The organism is Dietzia sp. CW19, from assembly GCF_014145265.1.
GTDB lineage: Bacteria > Actinomycetota > Actinomycetes > Mycobacteriales > Mycobacteriaceae > Dietzia > Dietzia natronolimnaea.
The window spans coordinates 1-13,472 of sequence record NZ_JAALEE010000218.1 but is presented as its reverse complement, the minus strand read 5'-3'; the positions used below and the strand labels follow the sequence as shown (position 1 = coordinate 13,472).

Genomic DNA, 13,472 nt, shown 5'->3' with positions numbered 1-13,472 from the left:
CGCGCCCTGCTGGCGCGCAAACCCGTGCTGCTGGCCGACGAACCGCTCGGCGCGCTCGACGCGATCACCCGCGCCGACGTCCAACAGTGGCTGCGCGAGACCCTCACCGGGACCTCGGCCACGCTGGTCATGGTCACCCACGACGTCGATGAGGCGCTGCTCCTCGCCGAACGCGTGGTGCTGCTGGCACGACACGAGGCCGACGCCCCGGCGCGTGTGGTCTCCACCTGGCCGGGATGGTTCGGCGACGACCGCCCCCGCGAGGTCCTCCTCGGCGACGAGGCGTTCGCCGCAGCCCGCCGGGAAGTACTCCAGGCACTGGCCCGGGAATCGCATCTGGCCGAAGGTGGAACCGCCCGATGACCGTGCGATTCCTCCGGTCCGCTGCTCCCGCCTGCGTCACGGTCCTGCTGGTCCTCGCCGCCTGGATCACGGTCACCGCGCTCGAGCTCGTGCCGGACTACGTGATCCCCGCGCCCCTCGCCGTGCTCGAGTCGCTCGTGAGCACCTGGCCCGACCGGCTCGGTTCCGCCACGCTGCTCACCGCCACCGAGACCCTCATCGGGGTGGTCCTCGGGGTGGTCGTCGCGCTGGTAGTGGTGATCATCAGCGCCTTCGTGCCCACCGTCGGGCAGGCCATGACCCCCCTGCTGGTCGCCTCCCAGGCCATCCCGGTCATCGTGATCGGCCCACTGCTGACGATCTCCCTCGGCTATGGCATGGCACCGAAGGTCATCGTCGTCGCCCTGCTGTGCTTCTTCCCCGTCGCGCTCAACCTTCTCTCCGGTGTCCGCTCGGTCGACACCAGGTTGATCGACACGCTGCGGAGCCTGCACGCCACCAGGTGGTCGCTCTTCTGGCGGGTGCGTCTGCCCTACGCCGCCCCACGCGGTTTCGCGGGACTGCGCGTCTCGGTCACCTTCGCCCCGGTCGCCGCGGTCTTCGCCGAGTACACGGGCTCGACCAACGGCCTGGGCTACCTCATGCTCCAGGCCATCCCCCGGCTCCAGACCGATTTCGTCTTTGCCCAGGTGGTCGTGCTGACGATCATGTCCAGCGTCCTGCTGGCCAGCGTGACCATCCTCGAACGCCTCATCTGCCCTTGGAACACTCCCACCGGGGAAAGGAACCCATCATGACTCACTCACGACCCACGAAGACCCCACGCCAGGCCCGCACGCGGCCCGGGTTGCGCATGCTCGCGATCGCGGCCGCTGCCGCGGTGGCTCTGTCCGGCTGTCAGGCGGCCTCGGACGACGCCGAGCCGGACACGTCCGCCGCCGCACCGGTCAGCGTCCTGCTCGACTGGAGCCCTAATCCCGACCATGTGGCCCTGTACACCGCGCAGCAGACCGGCGCCTACGACGAGGCCGGCGTCGACGTGACGTTCATGACGCCCGCCAACACGGCCGACGCCGCGCGGGAGGTGTCCCTGGGACGTGCGGACCTGGCCATCTCGTATGAGCCCGACACCCTCATCGCCGCGGAGCAGGGCCTCGACGTGGTCTCGGTCGCCGCCCTGATACCCACGTCACTGACCTCGCTGATCGCCAGGACGGAGTCCGGGATCACCACCGCAGCCGACCTGGAGGGCAAGACCGTGGGGCTGTCGGGTCTGGCCTCTCAGCAGCCGACCCTCGACTTCATCGCCCGGGAGGCCGGGATCGACCCGGGATCGATATCCGCCCCCAACGTGCAGCAGAGCCTCAACCAGGCGCTCCTCACCGACCAGGTGGACGCGATCTTCGGAGCCTTCCGCAACATCGAGGGGGTCGAGCTGACCGCTCAGGGCGACTTCGTGGTGATGCCGGCCACGGAACTCGGGGTCCCGGACTATGCGGAGCTGGTGATCATCGCCAACCCGAGCCGCCTCGCCGACGACGCCGGTTACGCCGAGCGCGTGCGGGCCTTCCTCGCCGGCACCGCGGCCGGTCAGGCCACGGCTCTGGACGACCGCCGGGCCGCCATCGACTCCCTCACCCCCGAGACCGAGGGTTCCTACGACCCGGACGTGCTCGAGCTGATGATCGACGCCACCCTCGAGCTGCTGCCCGAGGACGGTTTCGGCCAGCAGTCCGCCGAGGACTGGGCGGCATACGCGAGGTGGATGTACCAGAACGGACTGCTGGAGAGCGAGATCGACGGCGCCACCGCCACGACCAACGACTACCTGCCCGGAGCCGACGGCTAGAACCCCGCCCGGCACGAGGTTGGGCGGAAGACCCCGCAGGAGAGGGCGCGGGTGAGGGCGCGCCGGCTCATGCGGCCCCGCCAGAGGCCCCGCCCGCCATCGAGAAGAGTGTTTCGCACACATCGGTCGAGTACAAGTGTGCGGAACGCTCTTATCGATGGCCCCGGCGGCGGAACCGGGCCGCCTCAGCTCGGGGAGGCCTCCCGCAGCCGCGCGAGCAGCGGCTCGGCCGCCTCCTCGAGGAACCGGTCCAGGGTCTCATCGCCGATCTGGATCAGCGCGACGTCGGTGTACCCGGCCTCCCAGTAGGGCCGCACCTTCTCGACGATCGCGTCCAGGTCGGGCCCGCACGCCAGCTGCTCGGCCACGTCCTCGGGCCGGACGAACTTGGTGGCGGCGGCGAACCCGGCGGTGGTGGGCAGGTCGGCGTTGGCGGCCCAGCCTCCGGCGAACCAGCGGAACTGGTCGTGTGCGCGCTCGACGGCCGCCTTCTCCGAGTCGGGGTCCCAGCTGATGGGGATCTGGGTGATCGCGCGGGCGCCGTCACCGATCCGCTTCTGCCCCTCGAGCGCGTTCCAGCCCTCGATGTGGGCGGGTTCCGGCTCGGTGGCGATGAGATGGTCGGCGAGCGGCCCGAGCCGGGCCACGGCCTTCTCCCCGCCGGCGGCCACGCCGATCGGCACCCGCGTCTCGGGCAGGTCCCACAGGCGGGCCGAGTCCACGCGGAAGTGCTCGCCGGAGTAGGTCACCAGGCCGCCGTCGAACAGCTCGCCAATGATCTCCAGCGCTTCCACCGTCATCTCGTGGCGCTCGTCGATCGAGGGCCACCGCTGCCCCACCACGTGCTCGTTGAGGTTCTCCCCCGCACCGATGCCCAGCATGAACCGGCCGTCGGACAGGATCTGCATTGTCGCGGCCTTCTGTGCCACCACCGCGGGGTGGTAGCGCAGGATCGGGCAGGTCACGTACGTGCACAGGTCCACCCGCTCGGTCACGTGCGCCACGGCGCCCAGGACGCTCCACACGTACGGCGCGTGTCCCTGTGAGGAGAGCCACGGGAAGTAGTGGTCCGAGGCCACTTCGAAGTCGAAGCCCGCCTGCTCGGCCTTGGCCGCGTAGCGCACGAGTTCCTTGGGGCCGGACTGTTCGGTCATGAGGGTGTATCCGAAACGTGTCATGGATTCGAGGGTGCGCCGGGCATGGCCGTGTCGCCACCGGTTGCCACCCGCACGGGGGCCGGGCACGGTCGGACTCATGACCTCTCCCCGCGCCCTGCTGCTCGACGTCGACGGCACCCTGGTCGACTCCACCTACGTCCACGTCTGGACCTGGCACCGCGCCCTGGCCGAGGCGGGCGCGCCGGTGCCCTTCGTGGAGGTGCACCACCGGATCGGCAAGGGCGGGTCCACGTTGGTGGGCGAGCTCCTGGATATCGCGGGAGTCGACGACGACGAGGACCGCGATCGCGTGGCGAGCCGGGCCAAGGATCTGCACTCGGAGTACTACGCCGAGGCCGGGGACTCCCTCCGCCTCCTGCCGGGTGCCCGTGAACTCGTGCGCGGCGCCAAGGAGCAGGGGTGGGTCACCGTGCTCGCGACCTCGGCCCCGCCGTCGGAGTTCGCCGAGGCGCGCGAACTGCTCGACGTGGACGACGCGGTGGATGCCGTGACGACCGGCGAGGACGTCGACACCGCCAAGCCCGACCCCACCATCGTGGCGATCGCCCTCGAGCGCTCCGGCGTCGACGCCGCGGACGCGGTCATGGTGGGCGACGCGACCTGGGACGCCGTCGCCGCCACCAAGCTCGGCATCCGCTCGGTGGCCGTGCGCACGGGCGGGATCGGTGACGCCGAGCTCCGAGAGGCGGGCTTTTCGGACATCGTCGACGACGCCGCCGGAGTGCTGGACCTGCTGTCCTCCGGCAGGCTCTGACTTGCCGGGGCGGGAAGGGCGGAAAGGGCGCGAACGCGGGACGACGAGGAGCGGGTCACCGCGCGGCGCGACCCGGGGTCAGGCGGAGCCCGCCCACGTGATCGACGCCTCGGAGCGGGTCGGGGTTTTGACGGGCAGCAGCAGGAGCAGGCCCACGAGCAGTACCAGGGCGATCCCGGCGATTCCCGCGCGGTCGGTGCCGAACCCCCACGTGAACAGGCCGAACAGCGCCGGGGCGAGGAACGAGACCGCACGCCCGGTGGTGGCGTAGAGCCCGAACATCTGGCCGTCGCTGCCCGGCGGCGCCAGGCGGCGCCAGGCGGGCCAGGAACGAGCGCGACGCCGACTGGGCCGGGCCCACGAACAGGCACATGAGCAGGCCGAAGAGCCAGAACATGGCGGTGCCGTCGACGAACAGCAGGACGGTCATCGTGCCGAGCATCGCCGCGAGAGAGCCGATGATCACCGCCTTGGGCCCCACGAGGTCGTCCACGACTCCCGCGACCGCCGCCCCCAGGGCCGCCACCACGTTGGCCGCCACCCCGAAGATCAGCACATCCCCCGGCGCGAGCCCGTACACGGTGACCGCCAGGATCGCCCCGAAGGTGAACACCCCCGCCAGCCCGTCGCGGAAGATCGCGCTGGCCACGAGGAACTTCACGGTCCGCGGGTCCCGGCGCGACAGGGCCTTGAGATCCCGCCAGAGGATGCGGTACGACTCGACGAAGCCCACCTCGTCGTCGTCGCCCTTCTTCCCTCGGGGCCGGTTCTCCGGCACCGACCGCAGCACCGGCAGCGCGAACACCGCGAACCACACCGCCGCGACCAGGCACACCAGCCGCACGTTGAGGCCGCCGTCGGTGGAGATGCCCAGCAGTCCCCGCTCGTCGCCGTCCCCGGAGATGAAGCCCAGGAACGCGGCGAGCAGCAGGAAGATCCCGCCGAAGTAGCCCATCGCCCACCCGAACCCGGAGACCCGCCCCACGGTGGCCGGGGTGGAGACCTGCCGCAGCATGGCGAAGTAGGACACCTCGGCGAACTCGAACGTGATGGACCCCAGCGCGAGCAGCAGAAGTCCGACGAAGAACCACGGGTAGGGCGCGTCCGAATCGACGAGGAACATCAGCGCGGTCAGCGCCACCGTGAGGTAGGTCCAGATGGCCAGCGACCGCCGGCGACGGCCGCCCCGGTCCGCGCGCTGGCCCATCACCGGCGCGGTCAGCGCGATCACCAGCCCGGCCAGCGCGATCGAGATCGACAGCCAGGTGGCGGCCGAGAACGGTCCGTCGAGGTCCGCCCCCACCGAGTCGGTGAGGTAGACGGAGAAGACGAAGGTGACGATCACCGCGTTGAACGCCGCCGACCCCCAGTCCCACATCGCCCACGAGAAGACCTGGCCGCGGGTGGCGGGGCGGAGATCGGGTGACAACGACGACGACGAGGCGGCGGTCTCTGGAGGGGGCGGTGTCCCGGTGCTGCTCACGCCCTAGAACCTAGTGCCCAGCGGTTCGCCTGAGGCCTCGAAAGGGCCGGTGGCGGGCCCATTTCCGCTGGTATGGTCGGTGCACATTCGGTGAATGCGAGATAGCTGTGGCGTGGTCGGCGTGGTTGGCCCTGACCGGCGCGTTGCCCGCTGTCGCGGTTCCCACCGCACTGCGACCGCTCGTCGTGACCGACTCCCCCGTTCACCACCCTCGCCGGTACGCTCACCCTCGGCCCTGACCACCTGACCCGAGGACGCATGATGCCGCTTCCCCTGCCCACCGCGACGAATCGTGCTGTCGTCACTGGCGCCTCCTCCGGGATCGGCATGGCGCTGGCCGCCGAGTTGGCCCGCCGCGGCCACTCCCTGATCGTGGTGGCGCGGCGCGGCGAGGTGCTGCAGGAACTCAAGGAGCGGTTGGAGAGCCAGTTCCGGGTGACGGTCGAGGTGCGGGCCTGCGACCTGTCCGATCCGGCCGAGCGGGCACGGCTGCTGGAGGAGCTCGCGGGCCGCGAGATCTCGATCCTGTGCAACAACGCCGGCATCGCCTCCTTCGGGCCGGTCGCCGCGCTCGACCCCCACTACGAGAAGAGCCAGGTGCAGGTCAACGCCGTGGCCTGCCACGACCTCGTGCTGGCGGTCCTGCCCGGGATGGTCGAGCGTGGTTCGGGCGCGATCCTCAACGTGGGTTCGGCGGCAGGCAACATGCCCATCCCCAACAACGCCACCTATGCGGCCACCAAGGCGTTCCTCAACACCTTCTCCGAGTCGCTGCGCGGGGAGCTCAAGGGCTCCGGGGTCAACGTCACGCTGCTCGCGCCCGGACCGGTGCGCACCGAGGAGATCGCCGAGGAGGACAAGACGTTCGTCGACCGCCTGGTCCCCGACCGCTTCTGGGTGGACACCACGTACACCGCCCGGATCTCGCTGGACGCGCTCGCCCGGAACAAGATGCGCGTGGTCCCGGGACCCCTGGGCCAGGCCATGTCCGTGGCGGGCAACTACACCCCGCGCGGGGTCATGGCCCCGATCGTGGGACGGTTCTACGCCAAACTCGGCGAGGGACAGGCGGAGGGCTGATCCTCCGGGTCCGGTCGGGCGGTCGCTCGGCGATATAGTCGAGCGATGCCAGAGTCGAACCCCGGTCCCACCCCTGTCGCGTCGTCGAGCCCGACGCCCCACAAGGAGTCCAAGAACGACCGGATCGTGTGGATCGACTGCGAGATGACCGGCCTCGACACCGCGAACGACGCACTGGTGGAGATCGCGGCCCTGGTCACCGACTCCGAACTCAACGTCCTGGGCGACGGCGTGGACATCGTCATCCACGCCTCGGACGCCAAGCTGGCCGCGATGCTCCCGGTGGTGCGGGACATGCACTCCTCGTCGGGCCTGACCGAGGAGATCCGCGCCTCCGCCGTGACGGTGGCGGAGGCCGAGAAAGAGGTCCTCGACTACATCCGCGCCTGGGTCCCGGTCAGCGGGACCGCTCCCCTGGCCGGCAACTCGATCGGCACCGACCGCGGGTTCCTCGCCCGGGACATGCCCGAGCTCAACTCCTACCTGCACTACCGGATGATCGACGTGAGCTCGATCAAGGAGCTGTGCCGCCGCTGGTATCCGCGCATCTACTTCGGCCAGCCCGAGAAGGGCATGTCCCACCGCGCCCTGGCGGACATCAAGGAGTCGATCCGCGAGCTGAAGTACTACCGCGCCACGGCGTTCGTCCCGCAACCGGGTCCGACCACCGACGAGGTGCGCGCCGCGGCCGGCGCCCTGCCCCCCGTAGATTGAGCATCCGACCTCCCGTGCGCGGGCCCGGTAGGCGTCGACACCTGCCGATTTCCTGACCGGGACCCAGACCGGGTAGCATCGTCAACGCTGTTCGCGAGAACGGCGATGGTGGCTGTAGTTCAGTTGGTAGAGCACCAGGTTGTGATCCTGGCTGTCGCGGGTTCGAGTCCCGTCAGCCACCCCGGATGAACGAGGTCCGAACTGTCGACCAAGGGACCACCCTTGGACGGGGTTCGGGCCTCGTTCTCATTTGTCCCCTCCCATCTCGTCACCGAAACCGGTAGGAACCTCCCCGCTGGTGATTACGCTCGGATTCACGCCCACACCGATGCCGAGGAGTCCCGATGAGCGAGCCCGACTTCACCGGCCTGCGGGCGATGTTCGTCAACTGCACTCTCACGCGCAGCCCCGGGCTCAGCCAAACCCAGGGACTCATCGACGCGAGCGCCTCGATCATGCGCAAGCACGGGGTCGAGGTGGAGACCCTCCGCGCGGTCGACCACCCGATCGCGACGGGCGTCTACCCGGACATGCGCGAGCACGGGTGGGACGTAGACGCCTGGCCGGAGATCTACCCGCGGATTCTTGAGGCCGACATCCTCGTCCTGTCCGGGCCCATCTGGTTGGGCGACAACTCCAGTGTGATGAAGCAGGTGATTGAGCGGCTCTATGCACTGTCCGGGATGCTGAACGACAAAGGTCAGCACCTTTACTACGGCCGGGTCGGCGGATGCCTGATCACAGGCAACGAGGACGGACTCAAGCACTGCGCGATGAACATCCTCTACAGCCTGCAACACCTCGGCTACACGATCCCGCCCAACGCCGATGCGGGCTGGATCGGCGAGGTCGGCCCTGGGCCGTCATACCTGGACCCCGGCAGCGGTGGGCCGGAGAACGACTTCACCAACCGCAACACGACCTTCCCGACCTGGAACCTGATGCACCTGGCCCGGCTGCTCAAGGCGGCCGGCGGCATCCCCGGCGAGGGCAACCAGCGCTCCGCCTGGGACTCCGGGGCCCGCTTCGGCTGGGAGAACCCCGAGTACCGATCCTGACCGCCCGATCCTGACCGAGCACCGATCCTGACCGAGGAGGGTTCCATGACCGGCGAGCACTCGGGGGAGCGAATCGCGAGCCAGGACCACCCGGTGAGTCCGGACGGGCCCCGGAGACCTGTCCTGATCGTCTTTGACGTCAACGAGACGCTCTCGGACATGTCGCCGATGGCCCGGCGTTTCGAGGACGTCGGCGTGCCGGCGCACCTGGCGTCGAGTTGGTTCGCGGGGCTTCTTTGGGACGGCTTCGCCCTCACGGTCGTGTCGGCGAGCGACTCGTTCGCCCACCTCGCCGCGGAGTCCCTGCGGGTCCGCCTCCATGGCCTGCCGCTCGATCGCGATCCAGACGATGCCGTCCAGCACATCATGGGCGGCTTCTCCGTCCTCCCCGTGCACTCCGACGTGCCGGACGGAGTGCACGCACTGACGGACCTCGGGATCCGGTTGGTGACTCTGAGCAACGGCTCGGCGGCGATAGCCGAAGGCCTCCTCGACCGCGCGTCGATACGCGAGCACTTCGAGGCACTCCTCTCGGTGGAGGACGCCGGCGCCTGGAAGCCGGCCGGCAGGGCATACGCACACGCTCTCGCCCGGTGCCATGTCGACCCCAGGGACGCGATGCTCGTCGCCGTTCATCCCTGGGACATCGACGGCGCCGCTCGGGCGGGACTCGGCACCGCCTGGATCACCAGGGACGGCGCGCCCTACCCGGGATACTTCAGGTCGCCGGACGTCACGGCGGCGTCCCTGGCGGAACTGGCGGACCAGCTGCGTCGCTGAAACCTCCCACTGACAGCGGCGGTGACGGGTCCGATCAGTTCAGCGACGCCATACGCTTGTAGTGCGCCCGCCGCAGGGGCATCGGAAGTTCGTCCACGGTGAGATCGGAGGTTTCGAGCCACCGGATCAGGCCGTTCACATCCGGTGTGGTCCGCACGGGTCCGACGGTCACCACGCCGCCCCGGGGCTCGCGGGTGATGCGATCGCACCGTTGTACCAGGACGACAGGTCCGTCCGCCTCCGGCTCACCCGCGGAACCGCACCTGCCGCCGAGCAGGCAGCTGGAGCGTGCCAGCACACCGTGAGCCGATCGACCCACTGCCCGGCTCAGGGCCGAGACCAGCGCGGACTCCCGCTCTCCTCCACAGGTGCCGCAGTACATCACCGTGAAGGCGTTCTTTTCTCCCTCACCGCGGTCCGGGGAATGCGCGTTCTCCGGAGTCTGGAAATTCGACATCGTCTACTCCTCTCGGCCGCGCCTGCAGTCAACCGGGCGCGGGGGAACTTCCTGGGTGTTGGCCTCGGCCATGCTCACGGGGATTTACGGCGGTTCGGGCCGGTCCCACATCCGTCGATACCGTCCGTCGGAGCTCACGAGTTCGGCATGCGTGCCGCGCTCGACCACCCGTCCCTGCTGTAGGACCACGATCTCATCGGCGCCGATGATCGTGCTCAAGCGATGGGCGATGAGCAGGACAGATCGCCCGCGGGCCAGCTCGGCGATCACCTCCGAGACCTCGCTCTCCGTGCGGGTGTCCAGGGCCGAGGTGGGCTCGTCCAGCACCACGATCGGCGCATCCACGAGCAGTGCTCGGGCGATGGCCAGGCGCTGGCGCTGCCCCCCGGACAGTCCGGCACCGTCCTCCCCCAGACGCGTGTCGTAGCCGTGGGGCAGATCGATGATCGCGGTGTGGAGCTGCGCGCGCCGGGCCGCATCGATGACGTCGGCACGGTTCGCGTCAGGGCGACCGAGCGCGATGTTCTCAGCCACCGTTCCCGGAACCAGATGTGTCTGCTGGAACACCTGGGTCACCGTGGCCGCGAGGGTGTGTGGGGCGATCTCGCGGACGTCCACTCCGCCGATCTTCACCGAGCCGGCGGTGGGGTCGTCGAAGCGGGAGAGCAATCCCCCGAGCGAGGACTTTCCGCTGCCGGAGTGACCCACCACCGCGACCATGCCCTTCTCGGGGAGCGCCACATCGATCCCCTGCAGCGCCGGGGTGCCGTCGGGGTAGTCGTACCCCACCCCGTCGAACCGCACCTCGACGCCGCGGGGCGTCTTTGCCTCCGACGGTTCGGAGAGCTGCGGGATCTCGGCGACCGACCGCAGCCGTTCCAGGGCGGCACGGGTGACGTGCCACTGCTCCCCCACCGATAGGGTCGCCAAGAGCGGCCGGTACACCGCGATCGACACGAGGAGGAAGCCGATCGCAACCTCCGTCCCGCGCCCGGCCACCACCGCCATGAGGACCGGGACACCGGCCATGAGGACGGCCGAGGCCAGCATCAGCGGGGGTATCAACTTGCCGAGCATTCGCACGGAGGAATCCCGCAGCTCGAGTGCGGTCGCACGGAGGACCTCGGCGATCCGCCCCGGCGCCGCCAGCACTCGCCACACTGTGATCCCGGTGAGCACGTCGACAAACCGTGCCGAGGACTCGGCCTGCAGCGCGGTCCGTTCCCGGGCCGCAGCGGTGGTGCGTATGCCCGCCCACACGGTGGCCGGGATCGCCGCGACGACGGCGCCGCCGAGTACGAGCGCGACGACCGGGTCGTAGACGGCTGCCGCGGCGATGACGAACACCGGCAGTCCGAGGGCCTGACCCAGCTTGGGCAGTCCCTCGGACAGAAAGTCCTCGATCTGCTGCATGTCGCCGGTGAGCAGCGCCTGGATCTCCCCGCGGCGACGGCCGGAGGCCATCGGCACGGGCACGCGGAGCAGGTGCTCGAGCACCCACACCCGGGCATGAGCGGACACCTGGTAGGAGGCCAACCACGAGTCCCGGGCTGCCAGATAGGAGGCGAGCAACTGACCGAGGAGCGTCACCACGGCCACCGCGGTCACCTGGACGGCCCGGCTCTCATCCACCTGCCCGCCGCGCGCCAAGTGCACGACGAGGGTGATCAGCACCCCGTAGAGCAGCCCGCCGAGCAGGGACTGGACGATCCGCCAGCCCACCCCGCGCAGGACGCGGACCCGTTCAGCACCGGCGATCCGCCACATTGTGCCCACGCCGCTCATCGGATCCCCGCCTTCGCCCGCGACTCGGCGTCGTTCAACTCGGCGTAGAGCCCGCCGTGGTCGAGCAGCTCGTCGTGTGTGCCCTGCTCGGCGACCGCGCCTCGGTCTAGCACCACGATGTGGTCCGCCCGGCGGGCCAACGCGATCCGGTGGGTCGCCATCACCAGCGTCCTTCTCCGGCACCACCGGGAGATCGACTCCCACAACTCGTCCTCGGTGAGCGGGTCGACCGAGGCGGTCGGCTCGTCCATCAGTACGACCCAGGCGTCGACGACGAGGGCCCGCGCGAGCGCGAGGCGTTGCCGCTGCCCCCCGGACAGGCCTGCTCCCGCCTCCCCCAGACGCCGATCGAGGGCCGACTCCCCCAACTCGTCGCGAAGTCCGACGGCCTCCAGCGCGTCGAGCAAGAGACCGTCGGGGACGTCGAGCGCTCCCGTTCGGAGGTTCTCCGCGACCGAGCCGGCGAACAGCAGGGGGTTCTGGGCGGCCAGGCTCACCCAGCGCCGGCCGGGCGCGCTGACGAGCTCCACGGTGGGCACCCCACCGAGCGTCACCTCTCCGACCGGTGGTGTCCTGAGCCCGGCGAGTACCTCCAGGAGGGTCGTCTTGCCCGACCCGGACTCCCCCACCAGGGCGACGGTCGCGCCCTCCGGGACCCGGAACGAGACCTGTCGAAGGGTGTTCGCCCGCCCCCGGTGTCCGAAGTCGAGGCCGTCGACCACCACAGCCCGATCCCTCGGCTCGCGGCCGGTCACGGCCGGCAGGTCCACCGGGGCCAGGTCGAGCTGGTCCTCGACCGCCCGAGCACTCGCCGCCGCCAGGGGAAGAGAGTGCATCCGGTAGAAGAGCGTGACGAGCGGAACCGTGTAGGCCGGGGCCAGGACGATGAACAGCAGGAACGTCTCCACCTCCAGTCGACCCGCCGCGAGGAGCCAGGTCCCGAGTACCGCGACGACCGCCGGTGTGGCGGTGACCAGGGGTGAGAACCAGGCTCCCCACCGGAGGAACGCCGCGCCCCACGCGGACTGGAGGCTCGCGGTGTGTCGGATCGCGGACACCGCCGTGGAACCGGGCGTCCGGGCGCCGAAGACCCTGATCTCCGCGAGCGCGGTGAGCTGGTCCATCATCGCCCGGCCCATCGCCGCGTTGGCCACGACGAACTCTCCCATCCGGTGGGAGTTGGACCGCATCGCCCGGCGCATGGTCCAGAAGGCCAGCGGGGCCACCGCAGCGCACGCCAGCGCTAACCGCCAGTCCTCACCCAGAAGCCACACCGTCATGGTCAGCCACACCGTCACACTGGCCGCGAACTCCGGAACTCCGTGCGCGAGGATCCCCTCGAGCCGCTCGACCTCTTCCCCCGCGGCTGAGCGGGCGGAGGCCGTGTGCCCGTCCGACAGGTCGGACAGATCCGCACCGGACCACGCTTCTCCGAGGGCGCTGCGGATCCGAGCGATCACGTCGAAGGCGGCTCGGTGCGCCAGCGCGGTCGCGGCGCCGAAGGTGATATAGGTGACGACGACTCCCGCGGCCGCAAGAGCGACCGCCTGTGGAGCCGCCAGCCCCCCGTCTCCCACCACCAGGTGCACGAACAGTCGGTAGACGGCGTAGGGCACCGCGAGCTCCGCCACGGCCGAGAGCACGGCGAGCGCCACCGCGGCCACGAGCAGGCGACGGGACCCGCCAAGATGGGGGCGCACCAGTCGCGGAACGGCCCGATAGTCGAATCCCGAGGCACTCACTGCGGCTCCACTGCCCCATGGGCGGTCTGTGCCCGGTTGCCGGCCTGGTCGCGCTGACCGGCCTGAGACCGGCGACCGGTCGGGGTCAGCGGCTGCGCGGTGAGGATCAAGCGGTCCGGCGACTGCCGGCTCATGTGAACCCCCGCGCTACCCGCCGGGGTCCACTCCGCGGCCTGCAGTGCCGACGGACCGAAGGGGCACATCAGCCCGTCCGGCACGTCGACCACGCCGTCCGCGCTCAGGACCGCGC

At 70.2% G+C, this 13,472-nt stretch carries 12 protein-coding genes, 1 tRNA gene and 2 pseudogenes; 9 read left to right on the top strand and 6 right to left on the bottom strand.

Features of this window, described 5'->3' with window-relative positions:
• From G6021_RS07285 to G6021_RS07275, 3 genes and pseudogenes are all read left to right on the top strand, one after another.
• Nucleotides 1-363: pseudogene (locus G6021_RS07285) on the top strand (ABC transporter ATP-binding protein); the annotation flags it as partial.
• The gene (locus tag G6021_RS07280; RefSeq protein ID WP_182640962.1) at nucleotides 360-1,139 is read left to right on the top strand and encodes an ABC transporter permease; all 780 of its coding nucleotides are present in this window, start codon (nucleotides 360-362) and stop codon (nucleotides 1,137-1,139) included. The pseudogene G6021_RS07285 and the gene G6021_RS07280, both read left to right, overlap by 4 nt.
• Entirely contained in the window at nucleotides 1,136-2,191 is a 1,056-nt protein-coding gene (locus G6021_RS07275; RefSeq protein WP_182640961.1) for an ABC transporter substrate-binding protein, read from the top strand. Before G6021_RS07280 ends, G6021_RS07275 begins: the two co-directional genes overlap by 4 nt.
• Nucleotides 2,192-2,376: 185 nt before the next feature.
• Here G6021_RS07275 and G6021_RS07270 read toward each other — a convergent pair whose 3' ends face one another.
• Nucleotides 2,377-3,369, bottom strand: coding sequence for a TIGR03557 family F420-dependent LLM class oxidoreductase (locus tag G6021_RS07270; RefSeq protein ID WP_182640960.1), 993 nt, complete (start codon nucleotides 3,367-3,369; stop codon nucleotides 2,377-2,379).
• Nucleotides 3,370-3,445: 76 nt separating this feature from the next.
• On the opposite strand from G6021_RS07270, the gene G6021_RS07265 reads away from it, so the two are divergent.
• A complete protein-coding gene (locus tag G6021_RS07265) occupies nucleotides 3,446-4,123 on the top strand; it encodes an HAD family hydrolase (protein WP_182640959.1) in 678 nt (225 codons plus the stop codon).
• A 78-nt stretch (nucleotides 4,124-4,201) separates the two neighbouring features.
• Here G6021_RS07265 and G6021_RS07260 read toward each other — a convergent pair.
• Nucleotides 4,202-5,501 (bottom strand): annotated as a pseudogene (locus G6021_RS07260) (MFS transporter).
• A gap of 366 nt (nucleotides 5,502-5,867) precedes the next feature.
• On the opposite strand from G6021_RS07260, the gene cmrA reads away from it, so the two are divergent.
• The 5 genes from cmrA to G6021_RS07235 all read left to right on the top strand — a co-directional run bounded on the left by cmrA (nucleotide 5,868) and on the right by G6021_RS07235 (nucleotide 9,238).
• Nucleotides 5,868-6,686, top strand: coding sequence for a mycolate reductase (cmrA, locus tag G6021_RS07255; RefSeq protein ID WP_182640963.1), 819 nt, complete (start codon nucleotides 5,868-5,870; stop codon nucleotides 6,684-6,686).
• 45 nt (nucleotides 6,687-6,731) lie between these two features.
• Nucleotides 6,732-7,400, top strand: coding sequence for an oligoribonuclease (gene orn / locus G6021_RS07250; protein ID WP_182615299.1), 669 nt, complete (start codon nucleotides 6,732-6,734; stop codon nucleotides 7,398-7,400).
• A 108-nt stretch (nucleotides 7,401-7,508) separates the two neighbouring features.
• Nucleotides 7,509-7,581, top strand: a tRNA-His gene (locus G6021_RS07245).
• A gap of 163 nt (nucleotides 7,582-7,744) precedes the next feature.
• Nucleotides 7,745-8,458, top strand: a complete 714-nt coding sequence (locus tag G6021_RS07240; RefSeq protein ID WP_182640958.1) for a flavodoxin family protein — start codon at nucleotides 7,745-7,747, stop codon at nucleotides 8,456-8,458.
• A 45-nt stretch (nucleotides 8,459-8,503) separates the two neighbouring features.
• Entirely contained in the window at nucleotides 8,504-9,238 is a 735-nt protein-coding gene (locus G6021_RS07235; RefSeq protein ID WP_182615303.1) for a haloacid dehalogenase type II, read from the top strand.
• Between the two features lie 34 nt (nucleotides 9,239-9,272).
• On the opposite strand, the gene G6021_RS16920 is transcribed toward G6021_RS07235, so the two are convergent.
• The 4 genes from G6021_RS16920 to G6021_RS07215 all read right to left on the bottom strand — a co-directional run.
• Entirely contained in the window at nucleotides 9,273-9,695 is a 423-nt protein-coding gene (locus tag G6021_RS16920; protein WP_206682408.1) for a hypothetical protein, read from the bottom strand.
• Nucleotides 9,696-9,779: 84 nt separating this feature from the next.
• Nucleotides 9,780-11,480: an ABC transporter ATP-binding protein gene (locus tag G6021_RS07225; RefSeq protein ID WP_182615305.1), complete on the bottom strand. Its 1,701-nt coding sequence runs from the start codon at nucleotides 11,478-11,480 to the stop codon at nucleotides 9,780-9,782.
• The gene (locus G6021_RS07220; protein WP_182609766.1) at nucleotides 11,477-13,222 is read right to left on the bottom strand and encodes an ABC transporter ATP-binding protein; all 1,746 of its coding nucleotides are present in this window, start codon (nucleotides 13,220-13,222) and stop codon (nucleotides 11,477-11,479) included. Before G6021_RS07220 ends, G6021_RS07225 begins: the two co-directional genes overlap by 4 nt.
• A partial coding sequence (locus G6021_RS07215) for a hypothetical protein (protein WP_182640957.1) occupies nucleotides 13,219-13,472 on the bottom strand: 254 nt, incomplete at its 5' end. The genes G6021_RS07215 and G6021_RS07220, both read right to left, overlap by 4 nt.

What these genes read in the sequence shown, in the direction of transcription:
- G6021_RS07225 (WP_182615305.1), bottom strand. Translation starts at nt 11,480, where the DNA reads ATGAGCGGCGTGGGCACAATGTGGCGGATCGCCGGTGCTGAACGGGTC.
- G6021_RS07275 (WP_182640961.1), top strand. Translation starts at nt 1,136, where the DNA reads ATGACTCACTCACGACCCACGAAGACCCCACGCCAGGCCCGCACGCGG.
- G6021_RS07270 (WP_182640960.1), bottom strand. Translation starts at nt 3,369, where the DNA reads ATGACACGTTTCGGATACACCCTCATGACCGAACAGTCCGGCCCCAAG.
- G6021_RS16920 (WP_206682408.1), bottom strand. Translation starts at nt 9,695, where the DNA reads ATGTCGAATTTCCAGACTCCGGAGAACGCGCATTCCCCGGACCGCGGT.
- G6021_RS07240 (WP_182640958.1), top strand. Translation starts at nt 7,745, where the DNA reads ATGAGCGAGCCCGACTTCACCGGCCTGCGGGCGATGTTCGTCAACTGC.
- G6021_RS07280 (WP_182640962.1), top strand. Translation starts at nt 360, where the DNA reads ATGACCGTGCGATTCCTCCGGTCCGCTGCTCCCGCCTGCGTCACGGTC.
- cmrA (WP_182640963.1), top strand. Translation starts at nt 5,868, where the DNA reads ATGCCGCTTCCCCTGCCCACCGCGACGAATCGTGCTGTCGTCACTGGC.
- G6021_RS07235 (WP_182615303.1), top strand. Translation starts at nt 8,504, where the DNA reads ATGACCGGCGAGCACTCGGGGGAGCGAATCGCGAGCCAGGACCACCCG.
- orn (WP_182615299.1), top strand. Translation starts at nt 6,732, where the DNA reads ATGCCAGAGTCGAACCCCGGTCCCACCCCTGTCGCGTCGTCGAGCCCG.
- G6021_RS07265 (WP_182640959.1), top strand. Translation starts at nt 3,446, where the DNA reads ATGACCTCTCCCCGCGCCCTGCTGCTCGACGTCGACGGCACCCTGGTC.